This is a genomic window from Haemophilus paraphrohaemolyticus, assembly GCF_002015045.1.
In the GTDB taxonomy this organism is placed as follows: Bacteria; Pseudomonadota; Gammaproteobacteria; order Enterobacterales; family Pasteurellaceae; genus Haemophilus_A; species Haemophilus_A paraphrohaemolyticus.
The window spans coordinates 183974-204830 of the sequence record NZ_MUXX01000002.1 but is presented as its reverse complement, the minus strand read 5'-3'; the positions used below and the strand labels follow the sequence as shown (position 1 = coordinate 204830).

The window sequence follows — 20857 nt, the reverse complement described above, 5'->3', positions numbered from 1 at the left end:
GCCATTATTCAATTTAATCATAAATAGAAAATCGGTGAATTTAATTCCTCTCTTTTAATTATTTCGAGGTAAATCAGCATAATAGTCGGATTTTTATCCCTTATTCTGCGTTTTTTTGCTATTATGCGAGTCTTATTGATGATCCTCTGATTTTATTGATATGACAACACCAGCAGAATTTAAACAGCTCGTTACGCAACTGCAACTTGAGCTCACTCCAGCCGAATTTCACGGCTTTTTAAGTGGCTTAATTGTTGGGGGGGTACAAGATGAGTCTTGGAAAACCTTAGCTTACCAATTCACCAATGATGGGCACGCTTTTTCTCAAGCTCCTCTTAAAACATTGGAAAATTTTTATCAAGAATTGATCGCTAGTTATACGGAAGCCAACACGCTTTTCAGCCTTTGGTTACCTGAAGATGAAAATGATGGCTTCGCTCTAGCAGATGGTATCGCAGAATGGACAAGTCAATTCATTCTAGGACTCGGTTTAGCTCAACCTAAATTAAGCGAAGAAAAAGATGAAATAGGCGAAGCGATTGATGATTTAGAAGAGATCTCACGCCTTGGCTACCACGATGATGACAAAAACGAAGAACTCATCGAAGCGGGCGAAGAAGTCGTCGAATATTTACGCGTGCTGGCTCTTTTCTTGCACAGCAATTTCGCATTAAATACCACACCTGCAAACAAAGCCCAACTGCACTAATTTTGAAGAATAAGGATAATTATGACTCAGCTTAAAAATGATCGTTATTTAAAAGCCCTGTTACGTGAACCTGTGGATATGACCCCCGTTTGGATGATGCGTCAAGCAGGTCGTTATTTGCCAGAATATAAAGCAACTCGTGCTCAAGCGGGAGATTTTATGTCGCTTTGCCGCAATGCAGATTTAGCTTGTGAAGTGACTTTACAACCTCTACGTCGCTATGCATTAGATGCAGCGATTTTATTTTCAGATATTTTGACCATTCCTGACGCAATGGGCTTAGGTTTAAGTTTTGGTGCAGGCGAAGGCCCTAAATTTGCCCGCCCAATTGAGAACAAAAGCCAAGTGGATAACTTGCCAATTCCTGATCCTGAAGATGAATTACAATATGTCATGAATGCTGTTCGCACCATTCGCCGTGAATTAAAAGGCGAAGTGCCGTTAATAGGCTTTTCTGGTAGCCCGTGGACATTAGCAACTTATATGGTCGAAGGCGGTTCAAGCAAGGCATTCACTAAAATTAAAAAAATGATGTATGCCGATCCGCAGATTTTACACGCATTATTAGATAAACTTGCAGACAGCGTCATTCTTTATTTAAATGCTCAGATCAAAGCAGGTGCACAAGCGGTCATGGTGTTCGACACTTGGGGCGGTGTGTTGGCTCACGAAGAATACAAAACCTTCTCATTGCAATATATGCAAAAAATCGTGGAAGGCTTAATTCGCGAAAATGAAGGCAGAAAAGTGCCAGTTACCCTATTCACCAAAGGTGGAGGATTATGGCTTGAAGCGATTGCAGAGACAGGTTGCGATGCGGTTGGTTTAGACTGGACCGTTGATATTCGTGAGGCGAAAAAACGCGTAGGGCACAAAGTGGCACTGCAAGGCAATATGGATCCAAGCGTATTATACTCACCAGTTGCACGCATTGAGCAAGAGGTTAAAAACATTCTTGCAGGTTTTGGCAAAGGCTCCGGACACGTGTTCAATTTAGGGCACGGCATCCATCAAGATGTACCAATGGAAAGCCCGAAAGTGTTTGTGGATGCAATTCACGAGTTTTCGAAGCAGTATCATAAGTAATTATTAGTGACAAGCGGCGGAATTTTGCAAAACTTTTGCGAATTTCGACCGCTTCATCATTAACTATCACGAGGAATTATATGCGAAATCCTATCCATAAACGCATGGAACGCTTTGAACCTTGGCAACACCTGACCTTTATGGCGTGTTTGTGTGAAAGAATGTATCCTAACTTTCAAATGTTCTGCCATGTTGCTGAGCAAGAAGAGAATGTGAAGATCTATCAGAACATCTTAAATCTTGTTTGGGAACATCTCACTGTTAAAGGGGCGAAAATCAACTTTGATAATCAGCTCGAAAAATTGGAAAACATCATTCCAGATGTGAACGAATATGAATTTTTCGGCGTGCTTCCAGCTCAAGAAGCGTGCGAAGCCCTTTCTGAGTTGCTACATAGCATCATTGCAGGCTCAACACTTGAACAAGCGATTCGCATTAGTCAAATTTCTCTTGGCACCGTTGCAAGCTATTTGGAAATGCAAAATGAACGAGAATTAAGCGAAGTTGAGCTAAAAAACTCAGAAGAAATTCAAGAAGAATTAGATGTGCAATGGCAAATTTACCGCCTACTCAACGAATGCGAAGAGCGTGATGTTCCCTTGATTTTAGACCTTAAAAATGAGATTAGAAGTGCGGGAATAAGTAATATTGGTATAATTTTTAATCAGTAGAATTATTTTTTGATAAAAAATAATATTTTCCTATTTGAGAAATTCGAACTTTGAATTAAGCTACACTAAGTTATATCAACCTTTTCGGCGATTTTCGCCATAACTATACAATCTTTGAGGATTAAACTATGAACAAAAGTGAATTAATTGATGCTATCGCAGCAAAAGCAAACTTAAGCAAAAAAGATGCTAAAGCAGCTTTAGAAGCAACGTTAGAAGCAGTATCTGAAAGCTTAAAAGCAGGTGATGCTGTTCAATTAATCGGCTTCGGTACTTTCAAAGTAAACGAGCGTGCAGCACGTACAGGTCGTAACCCACGTACTGGCGAAGAGATCAAAATTGCAGCCGCTAAAATCCCAGCATTCGTTGCTGGCAAAGCATTAAAAGATTTAGTTAAATAATGTAGAAGTTATCTCTCTAATTAATAAAAAAGTCGCTATTTTAAATAATAGCGACTTTTGTATTTTTATGCTCAAAACAGTACTGATTTCTGATTCATTTTAACTTATTTACCTCACCTTACCTCACATCTACAAATCTGCTAAAATACGGGCAATTTTTATTTTCTTATACAAATTTTATGGCATTACTAAACCTATCAAACGCCTATTTAGGCTTCGGGGATTTCCCACTTTTAGATCACACTGAATTACATATTGAACCGAACGAACGCGTCTGTTTAGTGGGGCGTAATGGAGCGGGCAAATCAACGTTAATGAAAGTGCTTGCGGGCGAAGTGCAATTAGATGATGGTAAGTTGATTTTTGAAAAAGATATCGTTGTCGCACGCCTTGAGCAAGACCCACCACGCCATATTCAAGAAACTGTTTTCGAATATGTTGCTGAAGGGATTGCACATTTAAGCGATCTTTTAAAGCAATATCACCACATTTCACAACAAATGCTGACCGATTACAGCGATGAGCTGTTGGCAAAATTGTCACAAGTGCAAGCCCAGCTTGAACACAACAACGGCTGGCAGTTTGAAAACCGCATTCAAGATACGCTAAAATTGCTAGAGCTTGACCCAGATAAAAAACTCTGTGAACTTTCAGGCGGTTGGGTTCGCCGTGCCGCTCTTGCCCGTGCCTTGGTTGCCAACCCAGATATTCTGTTATTAGATGAACCAACCAACCACTTAGATGTGGAAGCCATCACTTGGCTTGAAGATCTATTGCTCAATTTTAAAGGCTCTATTATCTTCATCTCGCACGACCGTTCATTTATTCGCAAAATGGCAACTCGCATTGTTGATTTAGATCGCGGTAAGCTCGTTTCTTACCCAAGCAACTATGATCTCTATTTAGAAACCAAAGCGGAAGATTTACGTGTCGAAGCCTTACAAAATGAGCTTTTCGATAAAAAATTGGCTCAAGAAGAAGTTTGGATTCGCCAAGGCATTAAAGCCCGCCGAACGCGTAACGAAGGGCGAGTACGTGCCTTAAAAAAATTGCGTGAAGAGCGTCGCAACCGTCGCGAAGTGCAAGGCAAAGCCAAAATCCAGCTGGATACAACCGCACGCTCAGGCAAAATAGTGTTTGAAATTGAGAATGCTAGTTACGAAGTTGAAGGCAAAACCTTGCTAAAAGATTTTTCTGCGACGATTCAACGTGGCGATAAAATTGCGCTAGTGGGGCCAAACGGCTGTGGTAAAACCACCTTCATCAAACTGTTATTAGGCGAATTGCAACCCACTTCGGGTACAATTCGTTGCGGAACCAAGCTAGATATAGCTTATTTCGACCAATACCGTGCAGAGTTAGATTTAGAAAAAACGGTGATGGATAACGTTGCCGATGGTAAGCAAGATATTGAAGTAAACGGGGTAAAACGCCACGTGCTTGGCTATTTGCAAGATTTCTTATTCCTGCCAAAACGTGCAATGACGCCCGTTAAAGCCTTATCAGGCGGCGAGCGCAACCGTCTCTTATTGGCTAAATTATTGCTCAAGCCCAATAACCTTCTTATTCTGGACGAACCAACGAACGATTTGGATGTAGAAACGCTGGAGCTATTGGAAGAGCTGCTTGCCGATTACCAAGGCACGTTGTTAATCGTGAGCCACGACCGTCAATTTATTGATAACACCGTGGAAGAATGCTTCTTCTTTGAAGGCAACGGTGTATTAAATCAATATATTGGTGGCTATTTTGATGCGAAGCAGCAACAAGAAAACTACCACGCAAGCCAAGCTTCCCAATTGCAAAATCAGAAGAAAAATGAACTGCTTGCAGCTGAACCCGCAAAGCAAGAAAAACCAAAAGCAGAAGCGAAAAAAGTGAAGTTGTCTTACAAAGAACAACGCGAGCTGGAAGCATTGCCTGCACAAATGGAAGCCCTTGAAGCGGAAATTGAATCCCTACAAACAGAGATAAGTTCAGCCGATTTCTTCAGCAAAGAGGTGGCTTACACCCAAGAAAAATTACAAGCACTGGCGAATAAAGAAGCCGAACTTGAACAGGCTTTTGAACGTTGGGAAGTGCTTGAGAGTATTAAGAATGGGAATGGGTAGTAATACAACTATTTCAATGATATTTGAGGGGTAAAATGAGCGAACGTATGCAATGGTCTTGTTTAGTCAATAAACATGCGGAAATTTTCGAGTGGGAAGATAAATCAGGTGCCGCCTATTTGTCTCAAATTCCACTGATTTCAGGTTATGCACAGGCGTTGCTCTATTCCCGTTTTGACCAGCTAAGTTTCTATTTTCACTATCAAAATCAATGGTTTAAGTTTGATTTAAAACGCCAACAGGCTGATTTTGTGTTAGTGCAAGCGGTCAAAAATGAGTTACCGTTTGAATTGAGTAAGCGTGAAATTGAGTTGCTAACCTTAATTGGTGCAGGCTTATCAAATGCGGAAATTGCTGAGCAACTTGGCATTAGTGAACGCACGGTGGCAAAACACGTTGAAAATATTTTTACCAAAACGGAAACCGAAAATCGCACGGCGTTGGCGGTTTTTGGTTTAACCCAATCACTTTGCTGTTTGCCCACACCTGGGCATTTATCGCACTCTATTCTCGCAACCCATCAAATTGAAGTGTTTGCCAATCAAAAAGCGAAGTTTGAGCAAGAGACTTATTTTTCCATTCAAAGCCAAACCAAACGTCCGATCATTCTTGGCGTGCCTTATGTCGAACAAGGCATCGGGCAAATTGACACCAAAGAACTGCTGAATGGTTCAGAGCTAGCAGTTGAGATGATTAACCGTCAAGGAGGGATTAACGGACGGAAAATTCAGCTCGAAAAAGCGGGCTTTTCGGTGGAAGATAAGGCAAGTATTTTGCACGCCTACAATGAGCTATTTGATCATGAAGTGGATGCGATCTCAACCAGTTACGCCTGCTATTCGCCAGAAATTCACGAATTAGTTGCCCAAAGTGGGATTCCTTATTTGCATATTGCCACCCACAGCAATTCAGATAAAAAAGCCCATAATCTGCCGATTAGCCAGTTTGATAATATCTTCCAAGTATGTGCGAGTGATACTAATTATGGATCGGGTGTCAGCCGTTTTCTGCAAACTTACCAGCATTATTACCCTAATTTGTTGCAAAATCGCATCATTTTAGTGATTCGGGTAAAATGGCAGCCGATTGATATTGGGATTGATAAGCTCATTTTTGACCTCAAAAAAGAGCATTGGCGAGTCGAAGTGTTGGATCTTGATAAAAAAGAACAAGATTTTGAAACTGCTATGAAAGTAATCCATCAAATTTTCCCCTCAATGGTGGTGTTAGCTTCTTATTTTGCAGAAGATATGGTGAATTTTCATCACGCCTTTACTCAACAACCAACGAATGCGGTGCTTTATAGTATTTATGCCCCTTCTGCTTTTTTACCTGAAAATCAGCCTTGCGAAGGCGTGATTTGGTCTACTACAAGTGGATTAAGCCAAAATTATTTAGGGCAACAATTTTGCCAACATTATGAACAATTTTTTGGTTATCAACCAAGCTATTCGCAAGCCAGCATTGCTTTTGACCAAGTGAATATTTTGGCAAATGTGTGGAAACAGAGCTTTTCAACACGAGCATTTAAAACCATTTCTGAAGGAATTCGAGCGATGCCACATTATGGTGTTAATGGTACTTATTATTTTGGCACTGGTACGCAAACGGGATTGACTTACCCTGATAATACTAAAGATCTCTCAATTAGCCTCCCGCATCTGGTCTATCAAATTCAGCAAGGATACAGCCGAATTATTGCTCCTGAGATGTTCGCCAATACCTTCTTTAAATTACCGCCGTGGTTTGTGGTGAAATAATGTTACCTCTTTTGAGTTAAATCAAATTTCCTTTCGATATACCTCTTAATACGTATTTTTACTTATTGAGGCTCACCTCCGATTTTATAAAATTCCCTCGTTATTTTATCTTTTTATTTTAGTGGGGAATTTATGCCTAAATTAAAACTTTCGCTTGCGAGCGGTCTGATTTGTATTGTGATTGGTGCGGTTGCATTATTTGGTGTGCAGTCGATTATGAAAGCAACCAGCAGCCCTGAATTTTGTGTCAGTTGCCATTCAATGAGCCATCCTCAAGCGGAATGGGAAAGCACGGTGCATTTTTCAAACCGTAAAGGGATTCTAGCTGAATGTGCCGATTGCCACGTTCCACATGAAGGAATCGACTATGTGAAAGCGAAATTTGTGGCACTCAAAGATGTCTGGCACACCTTTGTTACTAACAAATTGCCCGATCAAGAAGCCTATGAGCAACACCGTTTAGAAATGGCACAACGGGTTTGGCAAGAGATGAAAGAGAGTGATTCTAAGACTTGTCGTTCTTGCCATAGTTTCGAGGCGATGGTGGTTTCTGAGCAGAAAGAAGCGGCACAGAAAATGCACAAGTTAGCACAAGAAACTAACCAAACTTGTATCGACTGTCATAAAGGTATCGCCCATTTTATGCCAGAAATGCCAGTGGATAATGCGACTGCACTAGGCGAACTCACTAAACACGCAGGGCAATTTAGCGAAAATGATAAAACCCTTTATAACCTTGTGATGACTCCTGCAAAAACAGCGGAAGGAGCAGAAATTCGTTTGTTACCTTATGCTGAATTACACGATTGGAAAGCTGAGAACGACAACATTAAAGCGACCTTAAAAGGCTGGCAACAAGTAGGGGCAGAGAGCGTACTTTATGCGGCACTTGGACAACGCATCATGGTAGGATTAGTCAGCGATGAAGCGAAAGACAAACTTACCGTTCATCAAACCGTTAACGATAAAGTGACCAATTCTGATTGGAAAGAAGTCAGTGTGGAAGTTTCTATGCCGAAAACTGCCGTCACTTCAGATTTAAAATCCCTCAATGCCTTTGGCGATAATCTAAACCAAACCCATTGTAGCGGCTGTCACGCAGCCATCGATGCAAGCCATTACACCGCAAACCAATGGATTGGGGTAGTAAATTCTATGAAGGATAGAACTTCAATGACTGCCGATGATGTGCGTGCCGTAACCATTTACTTGCAACGCAATGCCAAAGATATGGGTGGAAACACACACTAATTTTTATCAACAAATCCGATACCGAGCTGTTGTAGCTAAGTTTTGTAAGCGTGCGTGAATTTTTCAAATTCACACCCCCTACAAAATATGCCATTCCAGCCTGTTACAAGCGATGGTTTTTCGCAAAACGTTTGCAAAATCTCACCGCTTGCAACACAGGATAGCAAAGAAATGCACTATCCCCTCGTGCTTAGAAAGGTGTCACATTTAACTTACTTTCAGAGGATAATCCGTATGAAAAAACAAGAAAATATCAACGCAAGCCGTCGTGGTTTTATTAAAACCACCTCACTTGGTCTTGCTGGGACATCTTTAGCTGGCGGTAGCGTCAGTGCGTTACTTTCAACCGAAGCTAAAGCAGCTGAAATGCAAACTGTGATGACTGCAGCGCACTGGGGACCATTAGGCGTGGTGGTGCAAGATGGCAAAGTGGTGAAATCAGGCCCTGCGATTGAACCAAGCGTAGTTAACGAATTGCAATCGGTAGTAGCAGATCAAGTGCACGGCGAAACTCGTGTGAAATACCCGATGGTGCGTAAAGGCTACTTAGAAGGCAACAAAGACACCAGCTTACGCGGTCGCGATGAGTGGGTGCGAGTTTCTTGGGATAAAGCCTTTGAACTGGTGGCAAACGAGATGAAACGCGTTCGTGAAGCTCACGGTCCAAGTGCAATTTTCGGTGGTTCTTACGGCTGGTATAGCTCAGGTGCATTGCACGCTTCTCGTACCTTATTACAACGCTACCTTAACTTAACAGGTGGTTTTGTGGGCGTGAAAGGTGACTATTCTACAGGGGCGGCACAAGTAATTATGCCGCACGTGTTAGGTACCATCGAAGTGTATGAGCAACAAACTAGCTGGGAGGTGATCCTTGAAAGTAGCGATATTATCGTGCTTTGGTCTGCGAACCCGTTAAATACTTTGCGTATTGCGTGGACTTCCACCGACCAACAAGGTATCGAATACTTCAAAAAATTCAAAGAGAGCGGCAAACGTATTATCTGTATCGATCCTGTGAAAAGTGAAAGCTGCGAATTCTTAGGGGCAGAATGGGTGCCAGTAAACACTGGTACAGACGTTGCGTTAATGCTAGGTATTGCTCACACTTTAGTGACCGAAAATAAACACGACAAAGAGTTCCTCAAAAAATACACAACTGGCTTTGAAAAATTTGAAAGCTACTTACTCGGCACAGAAGACAAACAGCCGAAAGATGCCGCGTGGGCAAGTAAAATTTGTGGCGTACCAGTTGAAATCATTAAACAATTAGCGGCAGATTTCTCAAGCAAACGCACCATGCTTATGGGCGGATGGGGAATGCAACGCCAGCGCCATGGTGAGCAAAGCCACTGGATGTTAGTGACCCTTGCTTCAATGTTAGGTCAAATAGGCTTACCTGGTGGCGGTTTTGGTTTAAGTTATCACTATTCAAACGGTGGTGCACCAACCGCAACGGGCGGCATCTTAGGTTCAATTACCGCAAATCCATCAACGGAAGCAGGGGCGAAAACGTGGTTAGATGAAACCTCAAAATTTTCATTCCCTGTAGCTCGTATTTCTGACGCATTGTTAAATCCAGGCAAAACCATTGATTACAACGGCACTCAAGTGACTTATCCAGACATTAAGGTGATCTATTGGTCTGGCGGTAATCCATTTACCCACCACCAAGATACCAACACTTTAGTGAAAGCGTGGCAAAAACCAGATATGGTGGTGGTCAATGAATGCCATTGGACGCCAACCGCACGTATGGCAGACATTGTATTACCTGCTACAACTAGCTATGAACGCAACGATTTAACCATGTCTGGCGACTATTCAATGATGAATATTTACCCGATGAAACAAGCGGTTGAGCCGCAATTTGAAGCGAAAAACGACTACGATATTTTCGCTGAGCTTGCAAAACGAGCGGGCAAAGAAGCGGAATTTACCGAAGGCAAAACCGAAATGGATTGGTTAAAAGGCTTCTACCAAACGGCCTTTGATGCAGCACGTAAGAACCGCGTATTAATGCCTAAATTCGAACAATTCTGGCAAGAAAACAAACCGATTACTTTCAAAGCCAGTGAAAAAGCGAAAAAATGGGTACGCTATGAAGAGTTCCGTAACGATCCGTTACTCAACCCATTAGGCACACCATCAGGCAAAATTGAGATCTACTCTGATGTAGTGGCAAAAATGAACTACGATGATTGTAAAGGTCATCCAACTTGGATGGAACACGAGGAATACTCTGGTAAAACCACCGCTGAAGAGCCGTTAGCCTTAGTAACACCACACTCTAAATATCGTTTACACAGCCAATTAGCGTATAGTGCATTGCGTAAACTTTATGCGGTAAATGATCGTGAACCTGTGTTAATTCACACTGAAGATGCGGCTGCACGCGGCATTGTAAGCGGTGATATTGTGCGTGTATTTAACAAACGTGGACAAGTATTGGCAGGTGCAGTGGTGACTGATGGTATCATCAAAGGCACAGTTGCGATTCACGAAGGAGCTTGGTACGACCCACAAGATTTAGGTCAATCAGAGCATCCACTTTGTAAAAACGGTAACCCGAATGTGCTTACCCGTGATGAAGGTACATCTAAACTTGCACAAGGTAACTCTCCAAATACCGCAACGGTGCAAGTTGAGAAATTTACTGGAGAAGTACCTACTGTGACGGTGTTTACGGAGCCGAAATATACACAAGCATAATCACTAATTAAAGAAGAAAAGGGCACTAATAGTGCCCTTTAATATCTCAAATATTTTCATTTTTCTTTATTTTAGCTTGCTCTTCTGCTTTTTTACGACGAATCTCTTTCGGATCGGCAATTAGCGGGCGGTAAATTTCAATTCTATCGCCGTTTTCTACTATATCCGTTAATTTTGCGGCACGGCTGAAAATGCCGACTTTATTTTGGCGTAAATCAATCTCGGTATATTTTTCTAAAACGCCAGACTGCACAATCGCATTTTGGATCGTAATCGGATTTTCTAGCGTGAGTTTTTTCAAAAAATAACGCTCGGGGTAGGCATAAACTACTTCAACAACAATTTTCTCTGACATATCAACCTCGTAAATAAGCGGTCATATTTTACGTGAACTTTGCTAAATGATAAAGGCAGCGCTTACAACGAAACACTCTTAATTTGCAGATAAACAGCCTGCTCAATGCTTAATTGCAAATCATTAAATGCCCAAAGGCTGATGCTTGCCCAGATTTTTTGCCCTTCAACATCCACCTCCACATTCACTTGCTGAGATTGCTGTTGAATCTGGCAAATTTTACCTTGTAAAATGTTACGAATTGAGGTGTTTTGCGGTTGTGCTAAGGTAATCGATACATCCTTGCTGTTGATGGTAATTCGCACATTGTCGTTCAATTGATAACGCGGTAATTCGCTTACCCATACAGATTGGGTCCCGAGTGATAATTCCAACATTTGGTAATCAGTTTGGTGCGATTTAATCGGTAACTCCAATAAACTCAGTGGATACTGTTCAGGTAGCCATTGCTGGAAAGCTGCATGTTGCCAAATATGTTTAACCTGATTGAACGCCATAATTTGCCCTTGTTCAATCAAAATCACTTGATCGGCAAGGCGGATAATCTCATCAAGGCTGTGAGTTACGTATAAAATCGGGATTTCAATCTGACTAGAAAGCTGGTCAAGATAATTCAACAATTCCTGCTTTCTGGGTAAATCAAGGGCAGAAAGCGGTTCATCCATCAACAAAATATCTGGATTACTTAATAAGGCTCGCCCAATGGCTACACGCTGTTTTTCGCCACCTGATAAACTGAGTGGAAAACGTTCCAGCAGGTTCTGAATACCGAGCAATTCTACAATTTGCAAAAAATAGCTTGAATTAAACCGCTTGCAACCATACTTGAGGTTCTTTTCCACGGTATAATGCGGGAAAAGTCGGTGCTCTTGGAACACGTAACCGATATGGCGTTTTTCTGGCGGAAGATTGATTTTTTGTTCGCTATCAAACAGCACATTATCGTTAAGGGTAATAGTGCCAGATTGTGGCGTGACTAAGCCTGCGACGAGATTGATCAAGCTTGATTTTCCCGCTCCAGAACGCCCGAAAATAGCGGTAACGCCTCTGGCGGGAATCTCGATATTGAGGTTAAGTGATAACGCCCCGAGCGTTTTTTTTACATTGATTTTTAACATATAAGCAACCTTCGTGATGATTGAATGCATTATATAATGATTTCTATCACGAATGTTGGAGAAAAAGGATAAAAAATGAGTAGAGTGGATAATTACGAACAGCGTTTTGGCGGAATTGGGCGTCTTTATACGCCAGAAGGTTTGTCAAAATTGCGCCAAGCTCACGTTTGTGTGATTGGTATTGGAGGCGTTGGTTCTTGGGCAGTTGAGGCATTGGCTCGCACAGGGATTGGTAAAATCACGATGATCGATATGGACGATATTTGCGTAACCAACATTAACCGCCAAATTCACGCGATGACGGGCACTGTTGCCCAGCTTAAAACGGAATCGATGAAAGAGCGTGTGGAGAGAATTAACCCAGAGTGTGTGATCGAAATTATTGATGATTTTATTTCGCCTGAGAATATTCCTGAATACCTCAATCGAGGCTATGATTATGTGATTGATGCGATTGATAGCGTAAAAACGAAAGCGGCACTAATTGCCTATTGCAAGCGAAATAAAATTAAGTTGATTACCACAGGTGGTGCAGGTGGACAGACTGATCCAAGCCAAATTCAAATTGCCGATTTAAGCAAAACCATACAAGATCCGTTGGCATCAAAAGTGAGATCGTTGCTGAGAAAAGAGTACAATTTCAGCCAAAATACGAAGCGTAAATTTGGTGTAGATTGCGTATTCTCCACCCAACCGTTAATTTTCCCGAAAATGGGAGAGAGCTGTGAAATTTCCGCCACGATGAACTGTGCCAATGGCTTTGGTGCGGTAACGATGGTAACGGCTACCTTTGGCTTTTTTGCGGTAAGTAGAGTGGTAGATAAGTTATTGAAGTAATTTAATTTTTAAATAAAAGAGTTGGTAAAGATTATAACAAATCATTAACAACTCTTTTGTTTACTATACCCCTTTATTTTCTTTTCCAAATCATAAACCGACATTGATATGGATTTTGCTCATCAATGTCTGAATATTGTTCCGATTGTAATGCCCAATTCTCTTCATCAAATTCAAAGAATGTATCACCTTCAATATTAGCTTGAATTTCGGTAAGATAGAGCATATCCGCTTGTGGTAAAGCTTGTTTGAATAATTCCCCACCACCAATAATCATAATTTCATCTACATTGGCAAATGTTTTGGCTAATTCCACCGCTTGTTCAAGATTAGAAGCAGAATAGGCCCCTTCAACTTCAAAGCCTGAACGAGAAAGAATAATATTCAAGCGTTTAGGCAGTAATTTTCCGATAGATTCGTAAGTTTTTCGCCCCATAATAACAGGCTTACCCACAGTGTTTTGGCGAAACCAAGCTAAATCAACAGGCAGATGCCAAGGCATTGCGTTATCTTTACCAATAATGTGGTTTAAGGTTCGTCCAACAATAATACTGGTTTTCATATTCCCTCTAACATACAGCCCAAAAGAGCTGAATTATGCGTAACCCAGGGCGAAAGCCCTAGGAAATAAAATTTCTCAAGCTCGCCAGATCCACTTTCCATTCATTTTGCATCTGCAAGATCCAACTAGAAATCTGACCTTCCCAACGCTTCCCATCATCACTCTGCGCCAACTGAGCAATTTCTTGTAAGCGATTTAACCCCACAGAGGAAAACGCTCCTTTGATTTTATGGGCTTGATCCGCTACTTTTTTACGATTTTCTGATGAATTATCTTGTTGCCAACGAGCAAAATCATCGTTCAGCTCTTTCAAATAGTTAGGCATCAATTGCTCGAATAGCACAAGATTGGCTAAAACACCTGTTTTTCCCATTACACTTAACAGCTCCTGCACTATTTGTGGGTTATAAGGCAAAGAGGAGGCATCAACAAGCGGTGAATTTTTTGCAGAAATTGGTAAAATCATATCGCCAAAATGTTCGTGCAAGCAGGTTGAAAGCGCCTCTAACGAAATAGGCTTACGGAGCACATCATCCATTCCTTGCTGCTGGTAATCAGCTTTGGTCTGCATAATATTAGCAGTTAAAGCAATCATCAGTGGCAAGTAATCGATCTCTTCGGCTTTATAGCGGCGAAGTAATTCTTGAGCAATTGCAGTGCCTGTTGTGTCTGGCAGTTGAATATCAAGTAAAATTAAATCATAGCTATTGTGCTCAAATTTTTGGAAAGCTTCTGCTCCTGTCATTGCGACATCTACTTTACATCCAAATTTTTCAAGCATCGTTTTAGCAACGATAACATTCACTTCCACATCTTCAACTAGTAAGACTTCTAAGCCTAAATTAGCAGTTTGAATTTGCTGATCGTTTACCACTTCTTCTGCTTTGATCGTCAGCGTGAAGGTTGAACCTTTGCCTAATTCACTTTGCACGGTAAGATCGCCTAGCATTAACTGAGAGATCTGTTTTGAAACTGCCAAGCCAATGCCACTACCTTGCGCTTTATGCCCGTTAGAATTTTCCGATTGATAGAACATCTGGAAGATTTTTTCTTGCTCACTTGTTGCAATACCAAAGCCCGTATCTTGCACGCTAAATTGCAAATATTCGGGGGAGATGCTTTCAATATTTAATCGAATTGAGCCGCCTTCAGGGGTAAACTTAACTGCATTACTGAGCAAATTCCAAAGAATTTGGCTGAGGCGAGCATTGTCAGTCAGAATAAATTCAGGCAAATTTTTTTCATAATTCAGCTCAAATTTAATCGCTTTCTTACCCGCCATCAACTGAGCAAAATGGTTGATATCATGGATGATTTGCATCATTTCCACTGGCTTGTTAAACAACTCAATGCGTTTACTGTCGATTTTTTCGAGGTCAATAATATCGCTAAAAATATTGCTTAGTGACATCGCACTTATATTGATCGTTTTCAGATACTCCCGTTGTTTCTCAGCGTTCAATCCACCATCAAGTAAAATACGGCTGAGCCCAATGATGCCGTTTAGCGGTGTGCGAAGCTCGTGGCTAATGGTTGCCATTAACTGCGTTTTATCTTGGCTATTCTTTTCAAGACGTTTATTCAGTACAAAATCTTGCTCACGTAAACGCCCTAATTCGAACACATTTTGTTCTAATTTAATCCGTGATTTTTCTAATTTTTCAACAATTACATTAAAAAAGTAGATCACAAATGGGGCTGAAATCAGTCCAAAAAGTACTGAGCGAAGAATATCAATGGCGAGTACTTCGCCTAGAAACAGATAATCTAGAAAAAATTGTAGCAAAATCGCTGAAACTGCAAGCACGACAAAACCCAAAATTGCCGAACGAATTTTGCCAAGCTTAATAACCCAGTTTACGTAGTTTTCGCTACACTTTTTGAAGATACCCATTATGTATTAACCAAACAATTTCTCTGCATACATACATAAAATTGCAATCACGCCCAAGCCAATACCAACGGCATTTAGTTTGCTAATTTTCTCTTTAAAGATAAATGATCCAGTGAGTGCGCCTAAGCAGATTACACCAAGATCCATCCCCGCAAATACGATGGTTGGACTGTCGCTCATATGTTGATGCGCTTTGATGTAGAAAAGAATGTTAAAGAAATTCAGCACACCTAACAAAATGCCGCCTAAAAAACTTGGTACGTTCCATTGTGTGCGTTTAAGCATGAGGTAGATAAACATAATCGTGCCTGCGAGTACAAACGAGATAAAGAGCGTAGTTGGGAATGCACCGCCCATTTTCGCGATCTGTTTGAATAAAATACCGATTGTGCCGTAGCCAAGCCAAACCAATCCTAAGAAAAGCACCGCTTTGCCTGCATTCCCCATCTCTTTAGTTGGTTTAGAAAGTAAGCAGAATAAAGCAAGGAAAGCAATTACTACACCAACAATACGTAAATGACTTAGCTGTTCATTAAAGAGGAAGACAGCAGCTATAATTTGTAGGAATAATGCCAAACGCTGTGCGGCATCTGCACGGACGATCCCTGCATATTCCACCGCTTTAGACATAAACACAAACACAGATGGCAATAAAATACCTAGTGAAAGGAAAATAGGTTGCGCTTCGCTTTCAAGGAAAAATTCCGTAAAGCCTAAGCCTTTAAAATCAGGTTGAAGTAAGAAATAGCAAAGCGAAATTGCCGTCATGTAGTTAAAGGCAATTGCCTGTTCAATCACAATTTGCTTAGAGCGAGCCACTTTTAATAGCACAGAAACCGCAACGCTACAAAATACGGCGAGAATAAGAAATAACATAAAATCTCCTTTTTCGTTAATTTCTATATAATAGGAATTTGGCGATTTTAATCTATTTTTGCTCAAAATAATAAAGAAAGCGGTCGGATCTCTGAAAAAACGACCCTATTTTAATTTTTCATAATACTAATAAATAAAAATCTGCATCTCAATCAATTGCTTATCTAATTTCAATTGTTGAGATGCAGATTGAATTTTCAGGTTGAGTAACTTATTAGCGATAGCTAAATAAGTTTGCTATTCACTCTCCACCTTCTCCGCAATATTCACTTTCTTCAAGTTAATTTGGCGGATTTTCTCGGCAAGTTCAGTGTCGCCTATTTGTTCAGCAACGTATAACGCCATAATGCGATCGTTTGAGATGCATTCTTGGTGTTCCAATAAGTCTACGAAATAACCTTTTGCACGAGCGAAATCACCTTCGCGGGCGTAGATGTAGCCTAACGCCCTGCCATAATCATCGGTGTAATGCACATCGGCTTTTGCCATTCGTTTTACTAATAATTTAATCAATCTCGCCCCTTCATCAATTTGTAAGCGAGTTAATTGTTCGAATAAGTTACCAAGTTGCTCATCTTCGTATTTTTTGAGTGTTTCGAAGGCAAGTTCTTGGGCAGATTCGTGATCTTCGCTATCGATTAAGCGTTTGATCAAGCCTACGCGTGCATAAACAGATTTACGGCGGCGGCTAGGTTGCTCTTCCCACCAGATAAGTAAGCCTTCCTGCCCTTTTTCGTTCATCACTTCATCAAGTAATCCATCGTCTACGAAATGTTCAAGAGCTTCATACTCTTCGCAAGAAAGGAAACTGCGTTGCCCGATGCTTTCCAAAATTTTGTCTAACGCCATATAGGCTTTTGAATCTTGGTAAATACGAATAGCTAGGCGTAATACTTCGATATTATTTGGCACAAGCTCTAATAAGCTATCAATTGCGGTACGAGCCGCAGGTAGTTTGCCTTGTTGAAGAAGAATTTTTGCACGAACTAACTCTACTGCTACATTATTTTCTCCACCAATTTTGCTGGCTTCAATTAAATATTTATTCGCTTCTAAATCATCGCCACGTTGTTGTGCGGCTTCAGCTGCTTTGATTAAATTGATGATTGGCTCATCCGCATATTTTGCATTTTTACTGAACAATTTTTCGGCTTTCGAATAATTGCCCTCACTCATTTGCATTAAACCTTCCAAGGTTTCTTGTTGAGCTCGTTTTTGTTTACGATTAAAGAACCAATCATACGAGCCTTTGCTTAAACGGCAGAATCGACGAACAAGCCACTCAATACCATAAACAAGAGCCATTGCACCTGCAAAGAAAAGCACTAAGGTAACAAGGCTCATTTCGATAATTTTGGTATCGGTTTCGATACGCACATAACCTTGCTGTCCAGCCAAATAAGGTCCTGCCACTAATGCAGCAAGCACTAATAACATTAAAAAGAGAACACGAAACATAGCTCCTCCTTATTGTGCTTGAGTATCTTTAGCCGGTTGCTCATCTGATTTTTCAGTTGGCTTTTCGCTTGCTTGTTCATCAGATTTTGAGGATTCTTGAGTAGGTTCCGCTTTTGCTTCTTCTGCTTTTGAAGGCTCAACCAACTCTTTTTCTTCCTTAATCTCAATCTTGTCTAATTGCACTGGCTCTTTTCTCAAGATGTTATTTAACACCGTTAAGCTTTGCAATTGTTCAGGTACATCAAGATAGATAGATTGTTCGCTCAATTCATCCAACTCTTTGAGGAAGTTTTTCACATTCTCATTTTGTGTGTCGAAATAGCTACGAATCCAAGTGCTCACCGCTTCTAACGATTTATCATAAAGTGCATTCTGCTGGCGTGGAATTGATAAAATGGCTAATTGTAAACGTAATCGGATATTTTCACGCAAATAAACTTCTTGATTTGGTGCAATAAAACCTTTTTCGTCATTTTTATTTTTATCGCTCACGCGGATGAAATGATCTAAGAAAGAATTTGCGGTTTTCTCAATATTTTGCTGCCAATCGTCAATTGAATTACTCACTTCGCCTGAATTTTGAGTGGTATTCACACTTTCATTTTCCAACATTGGTAAATCATCCAAGTTGTTTGCCAATGCTGTTAAACGTTGCATTAACCCATTTTGATCGACTTGATTAACACTTTTTAAATTATTGAGATCCGCTTGAATTGCTGTACGAACTTGAGCCACTTGAGATAAATATTGGCTATTTGTCACTTTTGCCAACACTGCATCTGCTTCTTCTAATAGGCTTTGAGCGGTGTCCACATCTGTATCAATTTTGAGTTTACGCAATGCGCTATTTAATAAAAAATTCGCATCAGAAAGGAACCAAGCACTTGAATCCACTTGCGTTGAGTTTGCTCGTTCAACTTGTGTTTGTAATGCCAGAATTTGGCTGCTATAAGCCCCTTGCTCTTTTTCTAATTGAGCGATATGCTCCAATGCCTTATCATAATTGCCCGCAAGCACATCTAATTGTGCTTTTTCTTTTGAAAAATCCACCGCTTGCGCTGTATTTTCGGCACTGGCTACTTTAGTTAAAGCCTGTAATTGTGTATTCACTTCAGCTAATTTTTCAGCACCGAAATAATACCCTGCACTACCAACAGCTAATGCAACTAATAAAGCTAATAAGCCGATTGCCGTGCCACTCTTTTTCACTACAACTCTTTCAGGCATCACGCCTGCAGAAGCTAAATTCTCTGCAAATTTTTCTGAAGATTCGACCGCTTGTTCTAGCGTTTCTTCCGCATTTGGCGTATTTTTCTCTGACATAATCACCTCTTCTCACGAAAATGTTATCGCTTATTGTTTACTAATACATCTAATAAAGTTTGATTATCTGCTTTTTTCGACACAATGATTCTATCACGTTCCCAGCCATATTGCTTGGCTAAAGTCGCAATTCGTTCGCCGACCACTACAACTTGGCACTCAAACAACCAAGATTGATCATCCACAGCTGTTTGCTCCACTAGGGTTGCTAAAATCTGACCGCTAGTAATCACAATGGTATCAATGCCCGAACGTTTCGCAAGACTAATTTTCTCAGCAAGCTGGTCGGAAATCAGCACGCGACGGTAGCACTCCACATTTTGCACTATCGCGCCACGTTTTACCGCCTCTTGGGCCAATAATTCTCGCCCGCTATCCGCCCGTAAAATCAGCAGATTTTTGCCTTTAAGAGTATGCATTTCAGGCAGTTCTAACACGCCTTCGCTATTTTCAAAATGGATCGGAAATTTGACCGCTTGTTCTGACCTCTCGGCAAAATAGTTCGCTGTTCTCATCCCCACTGAAAAATATTGCAGATCACGACGGAATTTGAACCCCGTTTCAGCTAGCGTATTGCAAGCAAAATCAATCGCATTTTTTGACACAGCAAAGACATAATCGCCCGCATTTAGCTGTGAAAAAAGCGAAGGTAAAATCGGTAATTCTCGCCCAGCTTCTAGCGTAAAAAGCGGTTGATGCAAAGCGAAAATCTGTTGTTGGTTCAGTAATTCCACCAACTCTTGCCCAAGTGCATTGGGGCGAGTAACTAATACGTTCATAACTTATTCAGCGTAAACTTCAGCCAGAATTTTATCCGCACCTTGTGCAAGCAATTGCTCAGCAATTTTCACCCCAAGCTGTTCTGCTTCACTTACAGGGGCTTTGCCTGTCGCTTGAATAATGCTCGAACCGTCTAACGCACCAACCAAAGCATTTAGGGTAATTTCGCCATTTTCAATGGTCGCAAAACCACCGATTGGCACTTGGCAACCACCTTGCAAGCGAGTGTTCATTGCACGTTCTGCTTTCACACAACAAGCGGTCGTTTCGTGGTTTAATTTTGCAAGGTAGTTCAATATGCGTTCATCATTGATGCGGGTCTCAATTCCCACCGCACCTTGCCCCGCCGCAGGTAATGATTGCTCAACGGAGATAAAACTTTTGATGCGTTCAGGCATTCCTAAGCGGATTAAACCTGCCGAAGCTAAAATAATCGCATCATATTCGCCATTGTCTAACTTGCTTAAACGCGTACCCACATTGCCACGCAACGATTTCACGGTGAGATGCGGATATTTAGCCATTAACTGACATTGGCGTCGTAAGCTTGAAGTTCCCACAACAGCTCCTGATGGCAATTCGTCCAAATTCGCATAATGGTTAGAAACAAAGGCATCACGCGGATCTTCACGCTCACAAATCACCGCCAAGCCTAAGCCTTCAGGGAAACTCATTGGCACATCTTTCATTGAATGCACGGCGATATCAGCTCTATTTTCTAACAAGGCAAGTTCTAGCTCTTTCACAAACAAGCCTTTACCGCCAATTTTTGCTAATGGCGTATCTAAAATAATGTCGCCCTTAGTCACCATCGTGACCAATTCAACGTTTAATTCTGGGAAATGTTTTTCTAATTCTGCTTTAACAAAATTCGCCTGCCAAAGTGCCAACGGGCTTTGGCGGGTTGCAATACGTAGGGTATCTTTCATATTTATATTATTTTGTGTTATTTAAAG

18 protein-coding genes and 1 riboswitch are annotated in these 20857 nt (G+C 41.1%); of the genes, 9 read left to right on the top strand and 9 right to left on the bottom strand.

Annotation, left to right across the window (positions count from 1 at the left end):
- Positions 1-154 precede the first annotated feature (154 nt).
- From B0184_RS01330 to torA, 8 genes are all read left to right on the top strand, one after another.
- Positions 155-709 (top strand): UPF0149 family protein, encoded by a 555-nt coding sequence (locus B0184_RS01330; protein WP_416036914.1) that lies wholly within the window; start codon positions 155-157, stop codon positions 707-709.
- 21 nt (positions 710-730) lie between these two features.
- Positions 731-1795 (top strand): uroporphyrinogen decarboxylase, encoded by a 1065-nt coding sequence (gene hemE, locus B0184_RS01325; RefSeq protein ID WP_005708595.1) that lies wholly within the window; start codon positions 731-733, stop codon positions 1793-1795.
- 80 nt (positions 1796-1875) lie between these two features.
- Positions 1876-2466, top strand: a complete 591-nt coding sequence (locus B0184_RS01320; protein WP_005708488.1) for a YjaG family protein — start codon at positions 1876-1878, stop codon at positions 2464-2466.
- A 128-nt stretch (positions 2467-2594) separates the two neighbouring features.
- Positions 2595-2867 (top strand): HU family DNA-binding protein, encoded by a 273-nt coding sequence (locus B0184_RS01315; protein WP_005708418.1) that lies wholly within the window; start codon positions 2595-2597, stop codon positions 2865-2867.
- 179 nt (positions 2868-3046) lie between these two features.
- Positions 3047-4978 (top strand): ABC transporter ATP-binding protein, encoded by a 1932-nt coding sequence (locus B0184_RS01310; protein ID WP_005708542.1) that lies wholly within the window; start codon positions 3047-3049, stop codon positions 4976-4978.
- 35 nt (positions 4979-5013) lie between these two features.
- A complete protein-coding gene (locus B0184_RS01305; protein ID WP_005708449.1) occupies positions 5014-6738 on the top strand; it encodes a LuxR C-terminal-related transcriptional regulator in 1725 nt (574 codons plus the stop codon).
- 132 nt (positions 6739-6870) lie between these two features.
- Positions 6871-7989, top strand: a complete 1119-nt coding sequence (locus tag B0184_RS01300) for a NapC/NirT family cytochrome c (RefSeq protein WP_005708476.1) — start codon at positions 6871-6873, stop codon at positions 7987-7989.
- Positions 7990-7996: 7 nt separating this feature from the next.
- Positions 7997-8206, top strand: a riboswitch (molybdenum cofactor riboswitch).
- Positions 8207-8223: 17 nt separating this feature from the next.
- A complete protein-coding gene (gene torA, locus B0184_RS01295) occupies positions 8224-10698 on the top strand; it encodes a trimethylamine-N-oxide reductase TorA (RefSeq protein WP_005708483.1) in 2475 nt (824 codons plus the stop codon).
- Positions 10699-10744: 46 nt separating this feature from the next.
- Here torA and B0184_RS01290 read toward each other — a convergent pair whose 3' ends face one another.
- Positions 10745-11053: an RnfH family protein gene (locus B0184_RS01290; RefSeq protein WP_005708461.1), complete on the bottom strand. Its 309-nt coding sequence runs from the start codon at positions 11051-11053 to the stop codon at positions 10745-10747.
- A gap of 62 nt (positions 11054-11115) precedes the next feature.
- A complete protein-coding gene (modC, locus tag B0184_RS01285) occupies positions 11116-12171 on the bottom strand; it encodes a molybdenum ABC transporter ATP-binding protein ModC (protein ID WP_005708628.1) in 1056 nt (351 codons plus the stop codon).
- A 75-nt stretch (positions 12172-12246) separates the two neighbouring features.
- On the opposite strand from modC, the gene tcdA reads away from it, so the two are divergent.
- A complete protein-coding gene (gene tcdA, locus B0184_RS01280; RefSeq protein ID WP_005708485.1) occupies positions 12247-13008 on the top strand; it encodes a tRNA cyclic N6-threonylcarbamoyladenosine(37) synthase TcdA in 762 nt (253 codons plus the stop codon).
- A 73-nt stretch (positions 13009-13081) separates the two neighbouring features.
- Here tcdA and B0184_RS01275 read toward each other — a convergent pair whose 3' ends face one another.
- The 7 genes from B0184_RS01275 to hemC all read right to left on the bottom strand — a co-directional run bounded on the left by B0184_RS01275 (position 13082) and on the right by hemC (position 20830).
- Complete coding sequence (locus B0184_RS01275) at positions 13082-13570, bottom strand: dihydrofolate reductase (RefSeq protein WP_005708598.1); 489 nt, start codon at positions 13568-13570, stop codon at positions 13082-13084.
- A 58-nt stretch (positions 13571-13628) separates the two neighbouring features.
- Positions 13629-15464 (bottom strand): ATP-binding protein, encoded by a 1836-nt coding sequence (locus tag B0184_RS01270; RefSeq protein ID WP_005708616.1) that lies wholly within the window; start codon positions 15462-15464, stop codon positions 13629-13631.
- A gap of 6 nt (positions 15465-15470) precedes the next feature.
- Positions 15471-16340, bottom strand: coding sequence for an EamA family transporter (locus B0184_RS01265; protein ID WP_005708512.1), 870 nt, complete (start codon positions 16338-16340; stop codon positions 15471-15473).
- A 237-nt stretch (positions 16341-16577) separates the two neighbouring features.
- Positions 16578-17798, bottom strand: a complete 1221-nt coding sequence (locus tag B0184_RS01260; protein WP_005708632.1) for a heme biosynthesis protein HemY — start codon at positions 17796-17798, stop codon at positions 16578-16580.
- A gap of 9 nt (positions 17799-17807) precedes the next feature.
- Positions 17808-19121, bottom strand: a complete 1314-nt coding sequence (locus B0184_RS01255; RefSeq protein ID WP_005708503.1) for a uroporphyrinogen-III C-methyltransferase — start codon at positions 19119-19121, stop codon at positions 17808-17810.
- Positions 19122-19144: 23 nt separating this feature from the next.
- The gene (locus tag B0184_RS01250) at positions 19145-19900 is read right to left on the bottom strand and encodes a uroporphyrinogen-III synthase (RefSeq protein ID WP_005708444.1); all 756 of its coding nucleotides are present in this window, start codon (positions 19898-19900) and stop codon (positions 19145-19147) included.
- Positions 19901-19903: 3 nt separating this feature from the next.
- A complete protein-coding gene (gene hemC, locus B0184_RS01245) occupies positions 19904-20830 on the bottom strand; it encodes a hydroxymethylbilane synthase (protein WP_005708508.1) in 927 nt (308 codons plus the stop codon).
- Positions 20831-20857 lie beyond the last annotated feature (27 nt).